The sequence below is a fragment of the Geodermatophilus sp. SYSU D00766 genome (assembly GCF_054049915.1).
Map to the genome: position 1 here is coordinate 1 of NZ_JBJGYI010000028.1, position 21,456 is coordinate 21,456.

General features: G+C 73.5%; 17 protein-coding genes. 9 read left to right on the forward strand and 8 right to left on the reverse strand.

The window, feature by feature from the left end; translation table 11 throughout:
• Both ACI8AD_RS17915 and ACI8AD_RS17920 read left to right on the forward strand, forming a co-directional pair.
• On the forward strand, positions 1-132 hold a 132-nt coding region (locus tag ACI8AD_RS17915), incomplete at its 5' end, for an integrase core domain-containing protein (RefSeq protein WP_456871938.1).
• A gap of 31 nt (positions 133-163) precedes the next feature.
• Entirely contained in the window at positions 164-1,087 is a 924-nt protein-coding gene (locus ACI8AD_RS17920; protein WP_456871878.1) for a tyrosine-type recombinase/integrase, read from the forward strand.
• A 9-nt stretch (positions 1,088-1,096) separates the two neighbouring features.
• Here the strand turns inward: ACI8AD_RS17920 and ACI8AD_RS17925 are convergent, their stop codons facing one another.
• From ACI8AD_RS17925 to ACI8AD_RS17940, 4 genes are all read right to left on the reverse strand, one after another.
• Positions 1,097-1,306 carry a hypothetical protein gene (locus ACI8AD_RS17925; protein WP_456871879.1) on the reverse strand — a complete coding sequence of 70 codons (210 nt, stop codon included), beginning with the start codon at positions 1,304-1,306 and terminating at the stop codon, positions 1,097-1,099.
• Positions 1,307-2,276: 970 nt separating this feature from the next.
• Positions 2,277-2,573 (reverse strand): hypothetical protein, encoded by a 297-nt coding sequence (locus tag ACI8AD_RS17930; RefSeq protein ID WP_456871880.1) that lies wholly within the window; start codon positions 2,571-2,573, stop codon positions 2,277-2,279.
• A gap of 148 nt (positions 2,574-2,721) precedes the next feature.
• Positions 2,722-3,201, reverse strand: coding sequence for a hypothetical protein (locus ACI8AD_RS17935; RefSeq protein WP_456871881.1), 480 nt, complete (start codon positions 3,199-3,201; stop codon positions 2,722-2,724).
• Positions 3,202-3,675: 474 nt separating this feature from the next.
• Positions 3,676-4,488, reverse strand: a complete 813-nt coding sequence (locus tag ACI8AD_RS17940) for an SDR family oxidoreductase (protein ID WP_456871882.1) — start codon at positions 4,486-4,488, stop codon at positions 3,676-3,678.
• 444 nt (positions 4,489-4,932) lie between these two features.
• Between ACI8AD_RS17940 and ACI8AD_RS17945 the strand changes: the two genes are divergently transcribed.
• Together ACI8AD_RS17945 and ACI8AD_RS17950 are read left to right on the forward strand one after the other, a co-directional pair.
• Complete coding sequence (locus ACI8AD_RS17945) at positions 4,933-6,153, forward strand: aspartate aminotransferase family protein (RefSeq protein ID WP_456871883.1); 1,221 nt, start codon at positions 4,933-4,935, stop codon at positions 6,151-6,153.
• A 28-nt stretch (positions 6,154-6,181) separates the two neighbouring features.
• Positions 6,182-6,649, forward strand: a complete 468-nt coding sequence (locus ACI8AD_RS17950) for a hypothetical protein (protein WP_456871884.1) — start codon at positions 6,182-6,184, stop codon at positions 6,647-6,649.
• Positions 6,650-6,678: 29 nt separating this feature from the next.
• Here the strand turns inward: ACI8AD_RS17950 and ACI8AD_RS17955 are convergent, their stop codons facing one another.
• Together ACI8AD_RS17955 and ACI8AD_RS17960 are read right to left on the reverse strand one after the other, a co-directional pair.
• Entirely contained in the window at positions 6,679-9,819 is a 3,141-nt protein-coding gene (locus tag ACI8AD_RS17955; RefSeq protein ID WP_456871885.1) for an ATP-binding protein, read from the reverse strand.
• Positions 9,816-10,379, reverse strand: a complete 564-nt coding sequence (locus tag ACI8AD_RS17960) for a hypothetical protein (protein ID WP_456871886.1) — start codon at positions 10,377-10,379, stop codon at positions 9,816-9,818. The genes ACI8AD_RS17955 and ACI8AD_RS17960 overlap by 4 nt, the downstream gene beginning before the upstream one ends.
• Positions 10,380-10,591: 212 nt before the next feature.
• Here ACI8AD_RS17960 and ACI8AD_RS17965 point away from each other — a divergent pair, with 212 nt between their 5' ends.
• Positions 10,592-13,966 carry a BTAD domain-containing putative transcriptional regulator gene (locus ACI8AD_RS17965; RefSeq protein WP_456871887.1) on the forward strand — a complete coding sequence of 1,125 codons (3,375 nt, stop codon included), beginning with the start codon at positions 10,592-10,594 and terminating at the stop codon, positions 13,964-13,966.
• Here the strand turns inward: ACI8AD_RS17965 and ACI8AD_RS17970 are convergent.
• Complete coding sequence (locus tag ACI8AD_RS17970) at positions 13,851-14,288, reverse strand: GNAT family N-acetyltransferase (protein WP_456871888.1); 438 nt, start codon at positions 14,286-14,288, stop codon at positions 13,851-13,853. The genes ACI8AD_RS17965 and ACI8AD_RS17970 overlap by 116 nt on opposite strands.
• 676 nt (positions 14,289-14,964) lie before the next feature.
• Between ACI8AD_RS17970 and ACI8AD_RS17975 the strand changes: the two genes are divergently transcribed.
• The 3 genes from ACI8AD_RS17975 to ACI8AD_RS17985 all read left to right on the forward strand — a co-directional run bounded on the left by ACI8AD_RS17975 (position 14,965) and on the right by ACI8AD_RS17985 (position 17,078).
• A complete protein-coding gene (locus tag ACI8AD_RS17975; protein ID WP_456871889.1) occupies positions 14,965-15,858 on the forward strand; it encodes an IS110 family transposase in 894 nt (297 codons plus the stop codon).
• Positions 15,859-16,512: 654 nt separating this feature from the next.
• Positions 16,513-16,806 carry a type II toxin-antitoxin system Phd/YefM family antitoxin gene (locus ACI8AD_RS17980; RefSeq protein ID WP_456871890.1) on the forward strand — a complete coding sequence of 98 codons (294 nt, stop codon included), beginning with the start codon at positions 16,513-16,515 and terminating at the stop codon, positions 16,804-16,806.
• A complete protein-coding gene (locus tag ACI8AD_RS17985) occupies positions 16,803-17,078 on the forward strand; it encodes a type II toxin-antitoxin system RelE family toxin (RefSeq protein WP_456871891.1) in 276 nt (91 codons plus the stop codon). The genes ACI8AD_RS17980 and ACI8AD_RS17985 overlap by 4 nt, the downstream gene beginning before the upstream one ends.
• 592 nt (positions 17,079-17,670) lie before the next feature.
• Here ACI8AD_RS17985 and ACI8AD_RS17990 read toward each other — a convergent pair.
• Positions 17,671-18,027: a hypothetical protein gene (locus ACI8AD_RS17990; protein WP_456871892.1), complete on the reverse strand. Its 357-nt coding sequence runs from the start codon at positions 18,025-18,027 to the stop codon at positions 17,671-17,673.
• A gap of 887 nt (positions 18,028-18,914) precedes the next feature.
• On the opposite strand from ACI8AD_RS17990, the gene ACI8AD_RS17995 reads away from it, so the two are divergent.
• The gene (locus tag ACI8AD_RS17995) at positions 18,915-21,449 is read left to right on the forward strand and encodes a DUF4062 domain-containing protein (RefSeq protein ID WP_456871893.1); all 2,535 of its coding nucleotides are present in this window, start codon (positions 18,915-18,917) and stop codon (positions 21,447-21,449) included.
• Positions 21,450-21,456: the final 7 nt, after the last annotated feature.

Sequence of the window (21,456 nt, forward strand, 5' to 3'; positions counted from 1 at the left end):
ACCAGCGAGGCCGACCGCCGCGCGGCCTTTCCTGGTTGGCTGCACGCCTACAACCACCACCGGCCCCACACCGGCATCGGCGGCCATCCACCTATCAGCCGCCTGACCAACCTCCCCGGTCAGTACATCTAGCACAGCGCTGTTCCCCGGATGACCTGCCGCCGTGGCGATCCGGCTCGAGGACCTGCTGGCGTCCTTCCGGCGGCACCTGCGGGCCGCCGCCAAGGCGCCCCGCACGATCGAGCTGTACAGCCAGTCGGTGCGCTACTTCAGCCGCTGGCTGGCCGATCGCGGCCGCCCGGCGACGCTGGAGGAGCTGACCAGGCACGCGATCAGCGCCTGGCTGGCCGAGCTGGCCGAGACGTGCGAGCCCTCCACGGTGGGTACCCGGCTGCGCGGCATGCGCCGGTTCTGCCGCTGGCTGCTCACTGAAGGAGAACTGGAGAAGGCCCCCACCGACGGGATCGAGATCCCCAGCCCACCCGACAAGCCTGTGCCGATCCTCAGCGACCAGGAGATCGCCGCACTGCTGAAGGCGTGCGCGGTCGGCCGCGGCCGGCCGGGCGTCTTCGACCGGGCGGTGTTCCTCGGCCGCCGCGACGAGGTGGTGCTGCGGCTGCTGCTCGACACCGGCGTGCGGGTGTCCGAGCTGTGCGGGCTGGAGCTCACCGACGTCGACCTCGACCGGGAGCTGGCCTACGTCACCGGCAAGGGCTCCCGCCCGCGGGTGGTGCCCTTCGGCGCGAAGACCGCGCAGGCCGTGGATCGCTACCTGCGGGTGCGGGCCCTGCACCCGTATGCCCGGTCGCCGCGGCTGCTGCTCGGCCAGCGCGGCCCGATGACCCCCGACGGTGCCCGCGACGTGCTGCACCTCCGCGCCGCGCAGGCCGGGGTCGCCGACGTGCACCCGCACCGGTCCCGGCACACCTTCGCCCACCGGTGGCTGGCCGGAGGAGGACAGGAGAGGGACCTGATGATGCTCGCCGGCTGGCGTAGCGACGACATGCTCTCCCGCTTCGCGGCTTCCACGGCGGTCGAGCGCGCGCACGAGGCCCACCGGCGCCTCAGTCTCGGCGATCGACTGTGAGCCGGCGGACTACGCGTTGACGTCGGCAATGCCGTTGCCGTTGGCATCCGCGCCGGGTCCGAAGCACTCCTCGACCGAGGCCGTGCCGTTCGCACACCGCACCTCCAGGTCGAGGATCTGCGCGTCCTGCTCCGGGCTCCAGCCGTAGCCGATGCACTCCCCCTCGATGACGGTCGCCTCCGCAGCCGCCGCTGCCCCCTCTGCGGTTGCCGCCTCCACCGCGGCTCGAGCGGCTGCCGCCGCCTCCGCCGGCCGCCGCTGGTCCCCGGCCGCTCGTCGCTGCTCCTCCTCGAGAGTTGCGTTGCCTCCTGCTCCGCTTCGACCTCCGAACCCGACGGGCCCTCGAACAGCGCCGGCACTGGTCGAGTCATGGTCACCTCACCGCTGACCAACACCGTGGGGACCTGGCGGTCGGTGTCCTGCACGCGTCGTTCAACGCCGGCGGCGACCTGGCCGCCGTCGAGGGCGGCTGGCAGCGCGACGTCGCGCTGCTCGTCCGCACCCTCGCCGTCGCGGTCGCCCAGCGCCGGCGCGACCGGAGGTGGACCTCACCCGACCGGTCGGCCCCGGAGGTGGAGCGGGTCGGAATCGGCCGGGCGTCCCCACGTCCCGCGAGCCGGCGCGAGCAGCTCGCGCGGTTCCGTGCCGCCCATCCCGTGCGCCGGCTGCGGGTCGGCGCCACCCGGTGGGAGTACCTGACCGGCGGGTCCGGGCCGCGAGTTCTGCTGTACCTGCCCGGCGGCACCGGTCAGGCCGAGGCCGCATTCGAGCACCTCACGGCCATGGAGGCCGACCACCGGGTGCTGTCGGTGACCTACCCGGAGGTGGGACCGTGGTGCACGAGCGCGCTGCTGCTGGTCCGGAGCCGGCCTGACCGACCGTGGCAACGACCGCCGTCCCCGGTGGGCCGGCCAGTTCGGCACTCGTCCGCGCGAGACGTGAGCCATGCGCCATCGCCGGGCCACGCCCGCCGACCACTCACGCCATGTGGCTGCTAGCCCCTGCTCCGCGGGGCGCCGCGGCGATGGAACGGCGTTGCCCGGTCCACCGACGGTCCTGGTCGTCAACGGCTCTGGAGAACGCAACCGCCACCGACGCGGCAACGCGGAATCACAGGCGTCCGTCCGGCACGGTGACGTCGTAGTGATGCACTTCGGCATGAGCCCGGGTCCGTGTCCCATGCCGCCGCTCACGGCTGCGTCAACCGGTCCAGCACGAGCCGAGCGACCTGGAGAGGGTCGGCGTGCAACTCCACCGCCACCGAGAGGTGGCCGTCCTCGATCGACACCACGATCTGGGAGAAGCGCCCGTACCGAACGACCACGTGATCGAGTCCTCCGCAGTCGATCTCCCCGCGCTGGCGCAGGAGCAGCACGACCGCCGGATGGACCAGCAGCTCCTCGTAGCGGTCCGATTCACTCGAGGACGTGTGCGTCAGCCCGGCCCGCTGTGTCGTGGTGACCGACTGGCCACGACCCAGTGCCACGGACCGAGGCGTCATGAGGCCCAGCGTCACGCTTGTGGGACGCACCCAACACGGTGAGAACGCGTGGAGGCTTGGTGCCCCTGGTCGGCCAGCTGAGCCACCAGCTCGGACCCGATCGTCGTCATGCCACCAACGACGATCCTCACCACTACTCCCACCTCCTGCTCGCAAGCCTCGGGTACCGGAAGCCGCGGGCGGCCAGACGCCGCCACCGGTGTTGACGCCACCGGTAAAGCACGTGCGCCCAGGCCCACGCGACCAGGGTCAGCCGACCGGCCTCGACGTCGATCCGGTCGGTGTACCGCGCGCGTGTGGGCGCGCTGCCGGGCTCGATGGTGATCAGGTGGTCCCAGCGACGCAGCAGCTGCCCCGAGCCGTCGTCCCGGAGGAGCACCTGACCCGGAGCGGCGACCGGGAACGAGATGGAGATCGTCTGCCGGCCGAGCGGCACCACTCCGAACAGCCGCATCCGGACCAGGTGGTCGCCGGGCTTCCACGTCGCCGGCAGCTCCGGCGGAACGACGGCGTCGAAGACGATCAGCGGCCAGGACACGTATCTCAGCAATCGGGAGGTCATGACCTCGTCGCCCGCCCGTTCGACCGAGCACGGCAGTTCCGTGGAAACCATCACCAACATGGCTCCTCACCTCTCCCTCCAGTTGTTGTCCCAGGTCACCGTCACGGTCCCCGTGCGCTCTCGGGATCGGCGCTCCCGCGGACGAGTCGACGTCCTCGCCCACGCCGGCAAGGCCACACCCGCCGGTCGCGTCACGCCCAAGTCCTGCCGGGCCATGGACTCCCTCTCGGTGGCGCAGCGGGCGGTGCAGGCGGGCGATCGGTTCCGCTCGCAGTGGACGACGGCACCCACTCCGGCGGCGAACGCCGAGTCGACGTGCGGGCGAGGTGCCGTCAGCGCGGGGGCGATCGCTTCCGATCCGAAGGGAGCGCCGGGTCGCCCGGTGGAGGACGACGTCGGGGCCGGCGGCGGTGGGGGTGGTGAGGGCACCGGTCCCGCCGGTCACCATCCGCACATGCGTCCTCACCGGGGCGTGCCTCCTGTCGGTGGCAGACGCTCGGCGGTGTGCGTCGGGACGGCGTCGCGCTACCGGGGTCGGGTCGGCTGGGCGGGGGTGACGCGCCGAGGGCCGGGGACTGACGAGGCGAGGAAGTCCGCCCACGTCGGTCCTCCTGCGCGGTTGGTCGGTGCGAGGTTGGCGCCGGAGCGGAGAGCCGCGGAGAAGGCGCCGGGCACGGGGATCGGCACGAGCGCCCGCTTCGCGCCCGTCGCCGTCAGGTAGCTACGGACGAGCTCGGCCAGGCCGAGCACCTCGGGACCTCCGAGATCGGGCAGACGGCCCGCAGGTCCCGCGGTGACGCCGCTGACGAGCCGGTCGGCGACCTCGCCGACGTCGACGGGCTGGAACCGCCAGCCCCGGACGACCGGGACCAGCGGCGACCGGGTCAGCTGTCGCACAGCGGCGAGGCCGAACTCGTGGAACTGCGTGGCGCGCAGCGTCGTCCACGGCAGCCCGGACTCCTCGACGAGCCGTTCCGCCGCGGCCTTGGCCCGGTAGTACGCGTAGGGGATGCGGTCGACGCCGACGATGGAGATGTAGACCAGGTGCGGCCCGCCCGCCTCGCGTGCGGCGGCGAGGAGCCGTTCGGTCCCAGCGACGTCCACGTCCTGGAAGCCGCGCGGATCGGACGCGCAGTGCACGATCGCATCGACCCCGGCCACCGCCTGTACCAGTCCGGAGCCGGTGCGCAGATCGCCGCGGACGGCATCGGCGGACGGCTGGAGCACGTCCGCCGGTCTGCGGCTCAGTGCGCGCACCCGGTGGCCGGCGGCGCCGAGCCGGTCGACGACAGCGCGGCCGAGCAGTCCCGATCCGCCGGTGACGAGGACGGTGGTCATGGCGACCTCCTTGTTGAGGGGATGCGGGCTGTGTTGGAGGGCAGCAGTCCGGATGACCGCTTCCGGCCCGGCCTGCGCCGCCCGGCCGGCGCTGCGAACGGGGGGAACGGTAGGGAGCGCGTGTCCGGCGTGCCCCGGTGAGATCACCGGGATTGCGCCGTCGCGCGACCCGTCGACGTGGGCGCGCAGCGACCCGCCGGCCGCCGAGTTGCGCAGCATCGGGTCCACGCCTCCCGGTGGTCCGGCGCTCCGAAGGCAGGCGGAACCCGGTGATCCTGCCGGTCCGCACCTGCGTCGGCCGGCGCACCGTCTCCTTCAGCGGCGTCGCTAGGTCGGCGCCGGGACGGAGGAGATGTCATGACCGCTCTGCAGCGTCCTGCCGAAGACCGTCGGGTCGACCGGACCGAACTCCTCGCGCGGGCACGGCGGGTCATCCCCCACGGGGTGTCCGCGGGAGGCCGGGAGGTGTACGCCGACGTCGTCACCCGCGCGCAGGGCGCCTACCTCTGGACCGCGGACGGCAGGCGCTTCGTGGACCACCTGCTGTCCTACGGGCCGATCGTGATCGGCCACGCCGACCCGCGGGTGAACACCGCCGTGGCCGAGACCGCCGCCCGGGTCGACCTGAACTGGGTGGGCCCGCAGGCCGGCGAGGTCGAGCTGGCGGAGACGATCGTCTCGGTCGTGCCCTCGGCGGAGCAGGTGGCCTTCCTCACCACGGGCACCGACGCGCTGCAGCACGCGCTGCACGTCGCCCGTGCCGCCACCGGCCGCACCCGCGTGCTGAAGTTCCACGGGCACTACCACGGCTGGGCCGGCGACCTCGGGGTCGGCGCCAACTTCGACGTCTCCCCCGAACACGCTCCTGGTCCCTCAGAGCCCAACTCCGCGGGCGCCGGGCCGGACGTCGGGACGACGACCACCGTCGTCGACTGGAACGACGCGGCCGCCGTCCGGGAGGTGTTCGCCGCTCAGGGCCGCGAGCTCGCCGCCGTCTTCACCGAGCCGTACCTGCACAGCTACACGAACGCCGCCCCGGCTCCCGGCTTCCTCGAACTGCTGCGCGAGGAGAGCACGCGACACGGCGCGGTCCTGGTGTTCGACGAGGTCAAGACCGGGTTCCGCCACCACCTCGGCGGATACCAGGCCATCGCCGGCGTCACGCCGGACCTGACCGCGTTCGGCAAGGCGCTGGGCAACGGGTGGACGATCGCCGCCCTGGCCGGGCGAGCCGACCTCATGGAGCTGCTGGGACCGGCCGTGACCCTCGACGGGACGCAGAACGCCGCTCCCTACGCGGTCGCGGCCGCGCGGCGCACCATCGAGCTGCTCGAGGACGGCGGCATCGAGCGGCTCGACCGCCTGGGCACCCGGCTGCGGGAGGGGCTGGCCCGGGCCATCGCCGACACCGGCGTCCGGGCGGTGGTCACCGGCATCGGCTCGGCCTGGTGCGTGAACTGGCGCGCCCAGGCGCCCGTCACCTTCCGCCAGGCGGTCGACGCCGACCTCGCCCGGGCCGAGGGGTTCCGCCTCGCGATGCTCGACGCGGGGGTCCTGCTGCCGCCCTACGTCCTCACCGACAACCGGATCTGCGTCGCCTTCAGCGACGACGACGTCGACGAGACCGTCGACGCCGCCCGGCGGGCGTTCGCCGCCGTGGCCTGACACCCCTGCACGACGAGGAGGCACATCCATGCGTCGCACCGTCAACGTCCTACTGGCCTGGTTCACCTTCTTCGGCCTGGTGATCGGGAGCTGGCAGATGCTCGCGCCCGAGTCCTTCTACCGGGACTTCCCCGGCCTGGGCCGCCACTGGGTGAGCGTGGACGGCCCCTACAACGAGCACCTGCTCCGCGACGTGGGGCAGGGCAACCTCGTCCTCGGCGTCGTCGCCCTCGTCGCCCTGCTGACCGGTGGTGTGTGGCTCGCGCGCGCGACCGGGCTGGCCGCGGTCGTGGCCAACCTGCCGCACCAGCTCTACCACCAGGAGCACCTGCACGTCCTGGAGACGACCGGCGACCAGGTCCTGCAGACCGTGACCCTCACCGCCGTCTCGCTCGCCGCGGTCCTGCTGGCCGTGCTGGCCTTCCGGCTGCCGGTCCGGCCCCCCGAGGGAAGGCCGGAGGACCGGTCGTCGCTGGCGCGGACGGACCGGTCATGACCTCCGGGCGTCGCCGTGCGCCGACCCGGTCAGCCCGCTCGCCGCGGGCGGCTCTCGGTGCGAGGGCCGGCCAGCCGTTCGAGGGGCAGGTGCGCGAGCTCGGTCCTGGACGCGACGCCCAGCTTGGCGAAGACGTTGCGCAGGTGGAAGTCGATGGTCCGCGGGGAGAGGTAGAGCAGGGCGGCGACGTCCCGGGTGGACCGGCCCTCGGCCGCGTACCGGGCCACCTGCAGCTCCTGCGGGGTCAGTGCGGCGTTCGGGCCGGGGCGGTCGGAACGGATCGACCGCCCCGCGGCGCGCAGCTCGCGCCGGGCACGGTCGGCCCACAGTTCCGCGCCCAGCTGCTCGAGTTCCTGCACCGCCCACCCCAGGACGGTGCGGGCGTCGAGTCGGCGCCCCCTCCGGCGCAGGGTCTCCCCCAGGGCGAGCGCGGCCCGGGCCCGGTCGAACGGCCGACCCGGGGTGTTCGGGCGGCAGGCGTGCCGCAGGCCCGCCTCGGGATCGTCGTCGAGCAGGGCGCGCGCGTGCGCCGGCCCGGCGGGGAGCTGGACGACGTCGGTCGCACCGGCCCCGGGCAGGGCGGACGCGAGCCAGGAGCGGGCGAGTTCGACCTCGCCCGCGCGCACGGCGGAGTCGACGCGGTCGACCAGCGACGCGGCGAGGACCGCGGGGTGGGTGATCATCCGGAAGGCGGCCAACGCCTCGGCCGTGCGGCCGGCGGCCAGGTGCAGATGGCCTCGCGCCCAGACCACCTCCTCCCGGGGCAGCAGCAGCCCGCGCGGTTCGGCGACCCGGCGGAACTCCTCCTCCAGCGAGAGCAGCGTCTGCTCCTGCCCCCGGGAGGCCGCCAACAGCGCCAGACCGCTCAGCAGGTGCCCCACCACCTCCTCCTGCCCCGTGGTGCGAGCGAGCTCGAGCGCCTCTTCGTAGTAGCTCGTCGCCGAGGCCCAGCGCCCGGCCACGACCTCGCAGGCGGCGACCCGGTCGAGGGTGTAGGGCAGCAGCCCCAGCTGACCGCGATCGCGCGCCAGCTGCAGTGCCCGCTCGACGAGCACCTGCGCACCGGCCTCGTCCCCGAGGTACCAGGCCGCCCGGCCGGCCTGGGCGACGGGCACGACCTCGGTGAGCTGGTGGCTCGCGGTCACGGCCTGCCGCAGGAGCGGCACGGCACGCTCGCGGTCGCCGGTGAGGAAGGCACCCATCCCGACGACGAGGTCGTGGATCACCGCGTCGTCCGGGCGGGCCGGCCGGCCGCACCGGTCGGCGATGGCGGCGACTTCCCCGCAGCCGGGGAAGTCGCCGGCGATCGACGCGGCCTCGGAGGCCTCCGCGAGCAGCCGCACCGCCTGACTGCCGCTCCCCGCCTCCTCGGCCGCCCGGACCAGCAGGGTGAACGCCTCCGCCGGTCGCCCGCAGCGGAGCTCGATCATCCCGGTCAACCGGTCCAGCTCGCACCGCAGCGACCTGGTGGCGTGCGGACGGGCCAGGGACACCAGGTCCCGGGCGCGCTGGGTCTGGCCGGCCAGCCAGGCGTCGACCGCCGCTCGTACCAGGTGCGGGGAGGCCTCGGCGGCGGAGGACAGCTGCGCCGCCCGCTCCGCCGCTGCGGACGCGGCGTCGTGACCGCCACGCTCGCGGGCGCGGTCGGCAGCCGCGACCAGTCCGGCCACCGCCTCGGCATCGGGACCCACCGCTGCGCTCGCCCGGTGCCAGGCGCAGCGATCGGCGTCATCTGTCAGGACCGTGGCCAGCGCACGGTGGGCAGCGCGCCGGTCCGGGGCCGGCGCCCCCACGACGACGGCTGAGCGCACCAGGGGATGCCGGAAGGCGAGGTCGTCGCCGCACACGGCCACGAGCCCGCTGGCCTCGGCCGGCGACAGGGCCTCCGGATCGATGCCCAGTTCTTCCGCGGCGCGCAACACGGTGCCGGCGCTCCCGGAGTCATCAGCGGCGGCCACCAGGAGCAACGTCCGTGTCGGGGCCGGTAGACGTCGGAACTGGTCCAAGGCCACGCTGACGAGGTCCGCGGTGAGCGGCAACGGAACCGGCAGCGGATCCGCGCCGGTCAGCTGCCGGGCAGTCAGAGCGGCGCGCAGCTCCACCAGGGCGAACGGATTGCCGTCCGTCGCCTCCGTCAGCCGGGTAGCGATGTCCAGCGGCACGTCGGCCCCCAGCGGCGCACCCAGGAGCTGCGCCGCCGAGGCGGGGTCGAGGCCGCGCAGTCGCCACTCCGGCAGCCCCGTGGCAGGGAATCGGCGGCTCGCGTCGTCGCGGGCGGCGAAGACCAGCGCCACCGGCTCGGCCTGCAGCCGACGGGCAGTGAAGACCAGGGCGTCGGCCGAGGCGGCGTCGAACCAGTGCGCGTCGTCGATGAGGCAGAGCAGCGGCCGCTCCTCGGCGGCTTCGGCCAGCAGGCTCAGCACGGCCGCCGAGACCAGGAACCGGTCGACCGCACCATCGCGAATCAGGCCCAGCGCCGCTCGGAGCTGGTCGGCCTGAGGGAGAGGGATCCGTGGCAGGTGCTGGAGCGCGCCCCGGAGGAGCTGGTGCAGTCCTGCGAACGGCAACTCGGACTCCGACTCGACTCCCTGGGCGACCAGGACGGCCACATCCCCGGCCGCCTGCTGCCGAGCGGCGTCGAGGAGGACCGACTTGCCCGTGCCGGCGCCGCCGTTCAGCACCAGGGCACCTCCGGTGGACCGGCGCACGTCGTCGAGCACGCGGCTGATCACGGCCAGCTCCTCCGCTCTGCCCGCGAGCACGGCGGCACGCTGATGACGGGCCCGGTGCCGAAGAACTGACAGGGCGCTCGTCGAGGTGCAGCCATCTGGCGGCGCCGATCGCGGGGAGCCGGACTCCCGCTGCCGGACGCGAACGTCTGCCTCGCGCGGAGGATGCACTGCTCGATCACCGAGCGCACCTGGCCGCCCGGTGCTCGGAGAGATCGACGGCGGCGCCTCTCCGCGCACGGCCACGGTGATGACTCCCGTCCTCGCCTCGTCCGTCCAGCGACTGTCCGGTGCCACCGGAACTCCCCCGCGGCTGGCATCCCGACCGCGGGGGCTGATCTCCGCCTCCTCCCCCGGAGGCTGCCGGCGCGGAGGCGGTGACGGGTCGAATGCGCTCACCCGCTGCTCGAGGTCGGGGCCGGCACCGACCGGACCGGTCATCGGGACGACCCTGCCGACGACACCAGGGACGGGGGGACCGGCTCGTCCACGTCGCGCTGCCGGCGTGCCCGCTGCCGCTGCAGGATCCAGAGGAAGACGACGTTGCCGATCGCCAGCCCGGCCAGCGCGGGCACCGTCATCGCCCACCCGGTGCCGTCCCCGGCGACGACGCCCCACAGCAGCTTGCCGCCGGCCATGAGGTTGAGGATCACCAGCCCCCACAGCACGGACCGCCGCCAGAACGCCAGGCAGAAGGCGATCAGCGACAGCGGAACCAGCAACGAGAGCAGGACCTTCTGCGCGTCCCAGTTACCGGTGAGCCAATCGCGCTCGAAGTCGAGGAACTCCAGCACCCGCGGGTCCGGCTGGGCAGGCGCCGGGAACCAGAAGATGCTGCTCGCCAGGGCGACGAGGGTGCCGGCGATCCCCCAGCCGCTGCGCCGATGGGCGAACCACGCGAGCGGGATCAGGAACAGCGGCCTGATGTACCAACTCAGGACGTTGGCGTGGCGGTCGAAGGCCCAGTCACCGAAATCGGCGAGGAACTGAGGGATGTCCACGGTGTCCTCCTCGAGGAGCGGAACGACGGACGGCGAGGCGCCGACGGGCCGGCGCCCGCGAGAGGAGCGTCGGTGCCGGTCCTTGACGGATCGTGGGCGTCGGCTTGACGGCGGCGGCTCAGACCCCGCGACGCCGGGGAGCCGCACGGGAGCGCCGACCGGGCGGCATGATGGCCTGACGGCAGACCGGCAGCCTCGGGGAGGGCGGTGCGGTGCGATTCGACATCCTGGGGCCGCTGCAGGTCCTCGACGGGGGCCGGCCGCTGCCCCTGGGCCGGCCCAAGCAACGCGCTGTCCTGGCCATCCTGCTGCTCGACCCCGGCACGGTGGTGTCGCTCGACCGCCTGGTGGACGAGCTGTGGGGCCGACAGGCACCCCCGCAGTCCCTGGCCTCGGTGCACGCCTACGTGTCACATCTGCGTCGCCTGCTGGAACCGCAACGCCCAGCTGGTGCACCCGCATCGGTCCTCGTCAACCAGGCACCCGGTTACCGCATCGTGGTCGCCGACGACGACCTGGATGCCGTCCGCTTCCAGGCGCTCGCGCGGACCGGACACACGCTCCTGCGCACCGGCGATGCGTCACGCGCGGCTGACACGCTCGCCGAGGCCCTGCGACTGTGGCGCGGCCCCGTCCTCGCCGACTTCGCCGATGCGTCCTTCGTCCAGGCGGAGCGGAGCCGGCTGGAGGAGCTACGGCTGACCGCCCTGGAGGACCGGCTCAGCGCCGATCTCCGCGTCGGCCGACACGCGTTGATCGTCGCCGAGCTCGACCAGCTGACAGGTGAGCACCCGTTCCGCGAGCGGCTCCAAGGCCTGCGCATGGCCGCCCTGTACCTCGGCGGGCGACAGGCCGAAGCACTCCAGGCCTACCAGAGGTTCCGTGCGCAGTTGCGTGAGGAGCTGGGCCTCGACCCCGGTCCGGCCCTGCGGATGCTGGAACGCGACATCCTGCGCCAGGAGGCGCAGCTGAACTGGATGGCCGCAGTCGGTGTCGACCTCGCGGCGCCCGGGCCGGCTCTCGCCCCCGCGCTGGAGACCGCGCCTACGACCGGCGTCGCCGTCGACGGCGCGCATCCCGATGTGACCGATGGGCTGGCGGGACGCCAGCCACAACTGCGGGTGATCGACCGAGCCTTGGCCGGCACATCAGCCAGCCGGGGGCGGGTCATCCTGGTAACGGGCGAGCCCGGGATCGGGAAGACACGACTGGCCGAGGAAGCTGCCCGCCGCGCCCGCGCATCCGGCATCACCGTGTCATGGGGTCGCAGTGATCAGGAGGCCGGAACACTGGCCTTCTGGCTCTGGACCCAGCTGATCCGTGAGCTGTTGAGCGCCGTCACCGTCGATTCAGCCGCGGCCGCGCTCGGTCCGCACGCCGCTGAGCTGTCCCCCATCCTGCCGGAGCTCTCCGATGGCACGCCCCCTGCCCCCGCACCGTTGCTGGACGTGCAGACCTCCCGGTTCCGCCTGTGCCAGGCGGCAACCGCGGCACTGCTCCACCTGAGCAGGGATCGACGCCTCCTCCTCGTCCTCGACGACCTGCAGTGGGCAGACGTCGCCTCCCAACGCCTGCTGAGCCATCTGGCCGCAACGCTGCACGACGCGCCGGTCGTGGTCCTGGCCACCTACCGGGACCGGACGCTGGACGGCGGCGAGCCGCTCGCCGACACGTTGGCCGAGCTGGCGCGGACGGCCCCGGTGGATCGGCTCCCGCTGGCCGGCCTCGGCCCGGCCGACGTGGCCACGGTCATGGTGTCCCACTTCGGCAGCGCACCTGATGAGCGGCTCGCCCGGCTCGTCAGCGACCGCACCGGAGGGAACCCGTTCTTCGTCATGGAGGTCCTCCGCCTGCTCCACGCCAGTGGCTGGCCGGCACGGACGACCGACGACGCGGCATCGCTGGTGGCGCAGCAGATCCCCGTCGGCGTACGTGACGTCCTCCGCCGGCGCCTCGCTCGCCTCCCGGATCAGAGCCGCACCGTCCTCCTGGTCGCCGCCGTCATCGGTCAGGAGTTCGATCTGGACGTCCTGCGCGCCGTGACCGGCCTCGACGACGACGACGCGCTGGACGCCGTGGAGCTCAGCGTGTTGTCCGGACTGGTCACCGAGGACTCCGCGAGAGTGGGGCGCTTCCGCTTCGCCCACGCCATGATCCGCGAAGCCGTCTACGGCGAGATCAGCCGAGCCCGTCAGGCTCGGCTGCACGCGCGGGTGGCCCCAGCGCTGTCCGCCGGCCGCCGCCAGGATGCCGATCACGTGCTGCAGGTGGCCCATCACTGGTGGTTGGCCGCATCGGTGACGGGTGCAGAGCGGGCGGTGCCGCACGTGATGGCGGCGGCGCAGATCTGCTTGGACACCCGGGCGCACGAAGAAGCCGAGCGCCAACTCTCCCGCAGCCTGGACCTGCTCGCCGACACGCCTGCCTCAGCGAGCCGGACGGCGTCCGAGCTGGACGTCCAGCTCCGCCTCGGCACGCTGCTGGTGCAACTCCACGGCACGGGCTCCGAACGAGCCTGGGCCAGTTTCGCCCGCGCCCGGGATCTGGCCAACGAGATCGGGGACGGTTCGGCCGTACTCGCCGCCTATCGCAGCCTGTACGAGGTGGCCTTCGCCCGGGCCGACCATCGGCTCGCCCGAGCCCTGGCCGAGGACATCGTGGAGCTGGCCCACAGCAGCGACGACCCGGCCGAGGTCGTCGTCGGCCACCTGGCACTGGGACGGACACTGTGGGCGCAGGGACGCCCGACCTCCGCCAAGGAACACCTCGAGCTGGGGATGCGGCTGGCGAGCGAAGCGCACGACGCCCGCGAGCTCGTCCCGCCCAAGGTGACACTGCAACTCCAGCTCGCCGCGGTGCTGGACCTCCTCGGAGAACTGGAGGCAGCCGCCGGCCTCGTCAGGGCAGCCGTCGCGGGATCCCCCGACGACCAGCCGTTCGTGCGCGCCGCCGCCCTGACCGGAGCCGCCCTGATGGCCGGCCTGCGCCGCGACCTCACGGCCGCCCGCGCCTGGGCCACCGCTGCACTGGACCTGGCCTCCCGATGGAACTTCCCCGCGCCGGGCGGATACGCAGCCGTCGTGCTCAGCTGGGTGACCGCCCTGGAGGCGGATCCGGCGGTCGCCATCCCCGAGCTCCGCCGCCACCTCGACGAGATCGAGACGGGAGGTGCCCGCCACCTCCTTGCCTGGGGACTCGGGCTGCTGGCCGAGGCCCATCTGCGAGATCGCCGGCCCGAGGAGGCCCTGCGGCTCATCGATGAGGGGATCGCCCAGGTCTCACTCACCGGTGAGCGGCTGTACGAGTCCGAGCTGCACCGCCTGCGAGCGCTGTGCCTGGTCGGCCTGGCTCCGCCCAGCTACGAGGAGGCTCACAGCGCTCTGCAGCAGGCGCTGACGGTGGCGAGCGAGCAGGGCTCCGTCCTGCTGCAGCGGCGCGCTGCCGAGACCGACCTCCACGCTCCGCTCGACCTCACAGCAGCAGGCGCAACGACCGAGGCCCACCATCCGGAGGCTCCTCCTGCGGCGCGAATCCCACCTGCGCGAGCAGCGCCTCCTCGTGCGGTTCGAGGACAGCCCCGGCGATGATCTGCTCGACGCCCGATGCGCGCAGCCGGTCGGCGACCTCGCACAGCAGGCGCCGTCCCAGCCGACGGCCGCGATACGCCTCCGACACGGCGAGACCGCACAGGCGCGTCGTCCCGGGCTCGACAGGACGGACCACCACCGCCGCAGCGAGGCTGCTGGGCCCGACCACTGTCAAGTCGCACAACCCGTACCAGACACAGCCGACCTCGTAGCTCGCCAGCTCGCTGTGCGACAGGAGCCGTCGGGCCTGGCGCCGATCGTCGTCGAGATCCAGTCGTCGGAAGACGATGCCGACCGGTGATCCGTGCGCGAGCGACGCCATCAGTCCTCCCGGAGGAAGTGTTCCTGCGTCTGCGCACGACAGTCCCCGCGACACCTTGACGACGGCTTGACGGCACGGTCCTTCGCCCGATGGACCGACGCACCACTACGTCCACCCCCTACGCCACTCCGGAGAACAGGGGCAGGCTCCACAGGCGTTGGTTGGTTCCCGCGGTGCAGCACAGCCGTCTCGCCTGACCCCGCGGGCACGCCTGGTGACGGGGCGCCATCCGGGGACAGCTCCCGCAGCGCCATGAAAGACGGCCCGATGCCAACGGCGGCACCACCCACCGACCGCTCCCCGTGCACCACCGACGCGACACTTGATCGCCTGCCTCAGAGCCCCCCGGCGAGTCGGTCACCGGCCTCTCTCTGGCGCACGGTTGCACCGCTGGAGATTTCAAGATCGCGAGCCGTCACACCTCTTGCACCTGCGGTACGAAGAGACGCCCCGTCGCCGAGCGGGGTGCTCGCGGGCGTCACCGGCGACGCTCGACGTCTTGCTGCCCGTCGTGATCATCTGTGGCCTTCGCAGTGAGTGCCCGCCGGTGACGCCTGCCGATGTCCTGGACGGTTGACGCCTGATAGGAGCGTGGGCCGCGGCGGCCCGCAGGTGCGTGCGCTCCGCCCGGGACCTCGGCGGTCGCGAGCGCAGAGTCGACGCGAAAGGAGTCGGCGTGCTTGCCGGCATCGACACGCACAAAGACACCCTGGCCGTGGCCGTCATCGACGATCGCGGCCGACCGGTGGCGGTCACCGAGCTGGCCAACACCGAGACCGGCTTCGACGCCCTTGAGGAGCTGCTGGGGCGCCACCAGGTGCAACGGGTGGGCATCGAGGGCTCGGGCAACTACGGCCGCGGCGCCGCAGTGCGCCTAGTGCTCACCGGCGGTCTGGAGGTGGTCGAGGTGCCGCCCAGCCTGACCTCCCGCGAGCGCACCGCCCGCCCGGCCGGAGGCAAGACCGATCCCGACGATGCGGTCGCCATCGCCCGGATCACCGCCCGCGAACCGGGCCTGCCACCGGTGCGCCTGCCCATTGGGCAGGCCGCCGACCTGCGGGCGTTGTGTGACTACCGAGCCCAGCTGGTGGCCGAGCGCACCGCCCTTGCTAGCCGCACTCACGCCGAGCTGCACGGCCTGCATCCCGGCTACCAGGCCACCGTGCCTCGGTTGACCGGGCCGACCTTCATCACCGCGGCAAAGGATCTGCTCGCCGGGCACAGCAGCGTGCGGGCGCAGCTGACCCGCCGCCGGCTGGAGCGGCTGGCCGAGCTGACCGCAGAGATTCAGGAGGTCACCGGCCTGATCACCGCCGCGGTCGAGCAGGTGCCCACCGGGCTGACCGCGCTCTACGGCATCGGCCCGGTCAGTGCGGCCACCATCCTCGGAGAGCGCGAGGTCGACCCCGACGGCGTGCTGTCACCGGCTGAACGGGCACGCCGGGCGGGGCACGCCCGGACGGCCTACTTCACCCGCCTCGCGCTTCGGTCGGCCCAGGCGCGGCGAAGGACCTCCCGCGCCTGCGACGAGACCGGGCGGTCGAGCGCACCCGACGACCAGCCGGCGTAACCTGACCGCCCTCATCGGAGTGGTCGAGGGGCCTCTTGAAACCCCGGCGATGCTCGTCTCCGTGATGCCCCCCGCACGGGGTCGGGCGCCGGGACCTCTCACCCGCGGATCACCGAAGGCGGCTCGATCGGCGTCAGGTGCGGCAGCCGGCACCACTACCGTGAAGGGTGGTCGTGGCGGCACAGCAACTGTTTCGAGCGCTGACCAGGGGGTGGGAACTCGCCCGACAACCCGCCCACTGTCGCTCACCCGCGACCTGCGGTCTTGCCGCTCTGAACAGCGCTCTCGGATCTCGCTCCCCGAGGATGCCGGGAGAACCCATGTGGGTCCAACCGAGCAGGACCAGGCGTCCTACGAGCGCGGACGGATGAGTCAGGGCTCGACGCCAGCAGAGCCCAGCGATCACTCGACGGACAAGCCACATCCTCCAGTGGAGCTGGCGTACTCCTCTGGTCGCCGCTCGATCGACGATGACGACGACGCATGGCCCCGAGCGCTGCAGGCGCCCCTCGGCGAGGCCGGCCTCGAACTCGGAGCTTCCACGTCGCGACAGGTGGCTGGATCACGACTGCCGTCGATCCCCCTGCTGCGAGGTTTCGACCACACCGCATCCCCCGGCGACCCCGGCCGAGCTCCTTGACCATGGCTGGTTAGATGACCACAATCGAGGTCATGACGACGCAGTCGCTGGCGGCGGTCAAGGCGCACTTCAGCCAGGTGATCGACGAGGTCGCCGGCACGCACGAACGCGTCACCGTCACCAGGAACGGCAGCCCGGTCGCGGTCATCCTCGCCGTCGAGGACTACGAGTCCCTGGTGGAGACCCTGGAGATCCTCTCCGATCCTCGAGCACGCTCGGACATCAGGCAGGCCGAGGAGGCGATGGCCGGCGGTGAGGTCTACGGCGAGGCCGAGGTGCGGGCCGCACTCGCGGCCCGCCGGCGGTGACCGGCCCTCGTCGTCACACCGTCGTCCTCTCGGCAGCGGCCAAGCGTGCCATCGAGCGGGACCTCCCCGAACCGGTGGCCGTCGCGGTCGTCGACTTCCTCTACGGGCCGCTGGCTGCGGACCCCTACCGCGTCGGGAAGCCGCTGCGCTTCGATCTCGAGGGCTACCGGTCCGCGCGACGGGGCCAGTACCGCGTCATCTACTCGATCCACGACGACGAGGTCCTCGTCAGGGTCGTGCGCATCTCGCACCGCGCCGACGTCTACGGCTGACCGGCACCTCACTGCCGGCACGGCGTGTGCGGAAGCGCTGTGCTCCTCCTCGGACGCAGCAGGGAGGCCCGTGGCCAGTGCCCTGTCGCCACGCCCGTACCGGACGGATGGATGGCCGGCTCGACGGCGGGGCGAGGACGAGGATCGGGCACGGGACGGGCATCCGGGCGGTCTCCGGGCGCGAGAACCCGCCGGATGACCCACCCGACTTCGCTCACGGCCGACCTGGCCTCTTGCCGCTCTGAACAGCGCTTTGGTGGTTCGCTCCCCGAAGACGCCGGGCGAGCCGATGCGGGTGCAGCCCAGCCGTGCCAGGAGCCAGGCCGGCGCGGACGACTGATCCGGCGCTCGAGGCAAGCAGCGCGCAGCGCCCGATCGACGGACGACCCCTGTCCTCCGGTCCTGTTCGCGTGCTCCTCCAGCCGCTCCCTGGAGGCGCCGAAGCGGCCGCTGCCAGGCCCTGCAGACGGCCGAGCCGGCAGCTCGTGCGACTGGCGTCCAGCCGTCGTCCGGTCGAGCCGGTCCACCTCCTGGTGCGGCGAGGTGACGGCCCGCAGCCGGCCAGGAACGTCGCCCCCGGGGCGGCCCCGGCTCATCCACCCTGGATGTGCTTGATCACTCGCTCGAGATCCTCGGAGGGCGAGACATCGACGTACTCGCAGTCGGTCAACGCCACCGGAGCGTGGCCCGGCTCCCAGTAGAAGGCCTGGCCGGCCGCGTACTCGGTCACCCCTTGCTCGCCGTGCATCGCGAGCCGGCCGTCGACCATGTAGCCCCAGTGCGGGCAGGGGCACCGGTCGCCCGGCAGCCCGGTCAGCGCCTGGCGCAGGTCTGTGCCTGCGGGCAGTCGCACCCAGGCGACGGTCATGTCTCCGAAGCGGTCGGCGCGGAAGTCGACGCCGCCGCCCTCGATCTCGACGGGCAGGTCGGTGCGAGTGATCGCCTTCACGGTGGCCTCCTCAGTGCCTGATCTCAGGTCGAGGTGGATCGGGCTGCCGGGGTCGTGGGCCGGTCGACCTCGCACAACCGCTGGTGGGTGGCGTCGTGGTCCCCCGCCATCCCTGGATCGGCCATCGCCCGAGGCGAGGTCGAGGTAGCCGCCGGCCGGGCGTGCGGCGCGATGGCGGCACCCTACTCCCGGACCCACTGCATGGGGGCTTCTCCGTCGGCCGGTCGAGCGACGCCCGATCACCACCGTGGCGACATCGGTGTCCCGGCACCCGGAGGCGATCACGTTCGGGGCGACGCTGGCACGACCCCGTCGATCGGGGAGACGCGCACCGCCGATACGACCACCGGCACACCGCACCCGACGGACTACGTGATCAGATCACCGTGAGGGGGCGCCGCGCGCGATGAGAACCGCGCCGGGCTCCCCCGATCCCGTGCCGGCGGGCCTCCCGGCTGCCCGGGCGACGGCCGGAGAGGAGCCGGAAGGGCACGAGGCGATGCCGGCGGAGCTCTCGGTCGCCGAGCGCGAGCGAGGCAGGAGATCGGCGCCGGCGGGTGGCGAGCGACGCCTCGGCCGGTCGCCCGCGCGTCCGCGGGGTCGATGCCGTGCAGGTCGCGCGGCGACCGACCCAGCCCGCGCGGCGCCGCGCGACCGCGCGAGGAGAGCAGGGGTGACGCGCCGGGACAGCCGGAGCATCATCCGGCACACGACCTCCGTGCTCCCGGATGAGGAGGACGACTGTGGACGGCATCGGCCAGGGATCCGACGCCGAGCGTGCCCGGCCCCACCTCGTCGGCTCTCCGTGAGGACGCCGCGAGCCGGCCGGCCGCGCTCGACGGCGTCGCGGCGCCCCTGACCGCCTCACCCGCCGAGGGAGGACCGCTGTGCCCATCCGGACCCCGGACCAGCGGCTCCGGGTCTTCATCAGCTCGACCATGCAGGAGCTGGCCGCCGAGCGGGCAGCGGTGAAGGCCGCCGTCGAGCGGCTGCGGTTCACCCCGGTGCTCTTCGAGCTGGGCGCCCGGCCCCACCCGCCGCGCGAGCTCTACCTCGCGTACCTGCAGCAGAGCCACGTGTTCGTGGGCGTCTACTGGCAGTCGTACGGCTGGGTGGCACCCGGGCAGGAGCTGTCGGGGCTGGAGGACGAGTACCTCGCCGCGAAGGACATGCCCAAGCTCGTGTACCTGAAGACGCCGGCGCCCGACCGGGACCCGAGGCTGGCGACGATGATCGACCGCATCGGGTCCGACGGGCTGTCCTACCGCAGCTTCGGGACCGCCGAGGAGCTCGCCACCCTGGTCGCCGACGACCTCGCCCTGCTGCTCAGTGAGCGGTTCGAGCTCCCGGGGGCGACGGCGGGCGGGGCGCCCGGTCCGCGGTGGAGGTTGCCGGCGCCGACCAGCTCGTTCGTCGGCCGGCGGCGTGAGGTGGCGCAGCTGCGCAAGCTGCTGACCGATCCCGCCACGCGCCTGGTGACCCTCGTCGGGCCCGGCGGCATCGGCAAGACCCGCCTGGCGCTGCAGGTCGCCACCGGGCTGCAGGAGGCGTTCCGGGACGGCGTCGCCGCCGTGCCGCTGGAGACCGTGCGCGCGTCCGACCTGGTGCCCTCCGCCATGGCGACCGCGCTCGGCCTGTCGGACGGGGGCGGCCGGTCGCCGCAGGACGCGCTCGCCGCGTTCCTGGCGCCGCGGCAGGTGCTGCTGGTCCTGGACAACCTGGAGCAGGTCGCCGACGCGACACCGCTGGTCACGCAGCTGCTCGAGGCCGCCCGGGAACTCACCGTGCTCGCCACCAGCCGAGAGGTCCTCCACCTGACCGGCGAGCACGTGGTCGCCGTCCCCCCGCTGCAGACGGGCCGGGCCAGCGAGCCGGTCGAGGTGGTGGCCCGGACCGAGGCGGTGCGGCTGTTCCTCGACCGCGCCCGGGCGGTCCGGGCCGACGTCCCCGTGGACGAGCCACAGCTGCGGGCGGTCGCCGAGATCTGCCGCCGGCTCGAGGGGCTCCCGCTGGCGATCGAGCTCGCGGCCGCCCGGGTGCGGCTGCTCGACCCGGTCGAGCTGCTGCGCCGGCTGGACTCCCGGTTCACCGTGCTGGCCGGGGGACCCCGCGACCTGCCGGAGCGGCAGCACACCCTGCGCCGGACGGTGGAGTGGAGCTACGACCTGCTCGACGCCGGGGACAAGGTCGCCTTCGCCCGGCTGGCCGTCTTCGTCGGCGGCTTCACCCTGCCGGCCGCCGAGGCGGTGTGCGCCGACGAGCGGGTGCCCGACGTGTTCGGCGCGGTGGCCTCCCTGGTGGACAAGAGCCTGGTCCGGGTGGGGGCACCGGACTCCGGGGACCCGCGGTTCAGCCTGCTGGACACCGTCCGGGAGTTCGCCGAGGAGCGTCTGGCGGCCAGCGGGGAGGCCGATCGGATCCGCGCGGCCCACGCCGCCTTCTTCCGCGCGTTCGCGCTCACGATCCAGCCGGCACCGCCGGGGCGGCCGGACCCGTCGGCGCTGGACCGGTACGTCGTCGAGTCCCGGAACCTGGGCGCGGCGATGCGGACGTGCCTCGACCGCGGCGCCGAGGACGAGGCGACCGAGCTCGGGCTCGCGCTGTGGCGGTTCTGGTGGGTCCACGGCCTCTTCCGCCCCGGGATCGGGTGGATGGAGGAGGTGCTGGCGCGCAGCTCCGGCATCACCGACGCCGAGCGCGCCTCCGCGTCGCTGGTGGTCGGGATGCTGAGCTTCGGACAGGGCGACCACGACCGCGCGCTCCCGGCGCTGCGGACGGCGGTCGAGCTGCACCGGGCACTCGGCGACCGCCGCTCGGCCGCCCTGGCGGCGGTCCCGCTCGGACAGCTCGTGGCGGCGGCCGACCCCGCCGAGGGGGAGGCGATGCTCAGGGCCGCCGTGGCGGACCTCCGCCGGCTCGACGACCGGTGGGGCCTCGCGTTCGCGCTGCTGTTCCTGGGCGCGGCGCTGCTCCTGCGGGACGACCCCGGGGAGGCGGTGCCGGTGCTCGAGGAGAGCGTCGCGGTCGCCCGGACGGTCCCGACGGAGATCGTTCTCGGCAACGCGCTGGTGAACCTCGGCCTGGCGCACACCGCGCGAGGGGACCTGGACGAGGCGGGCCGCGTGCTGGGGGACGCGCTGGAGCAGGGCCGCGCCCTCGACAGCCGCGAGACCAGCGCCCGGGCACTGGACGGGCTGGCCGCCGTCGCCGTGGAGGCCGGGGACCCGGAGCGGGCCGCCCGCCTCACCGGCGCGGCCGAGGGGGTCCGCCGGTCGGTCGGTGCGGCCGTGTTCCCCACCGACCGGACCACGTGGGCGCACACCCGATCCGCACTCGCCGACCGGCTGGGCGAGGCGGACAGTGCCGCCCGCATCGAAGCCGAGGCGCGCCGACCGCTGGAGGACCTGCTGACCGTCCGGTGACGCCCAC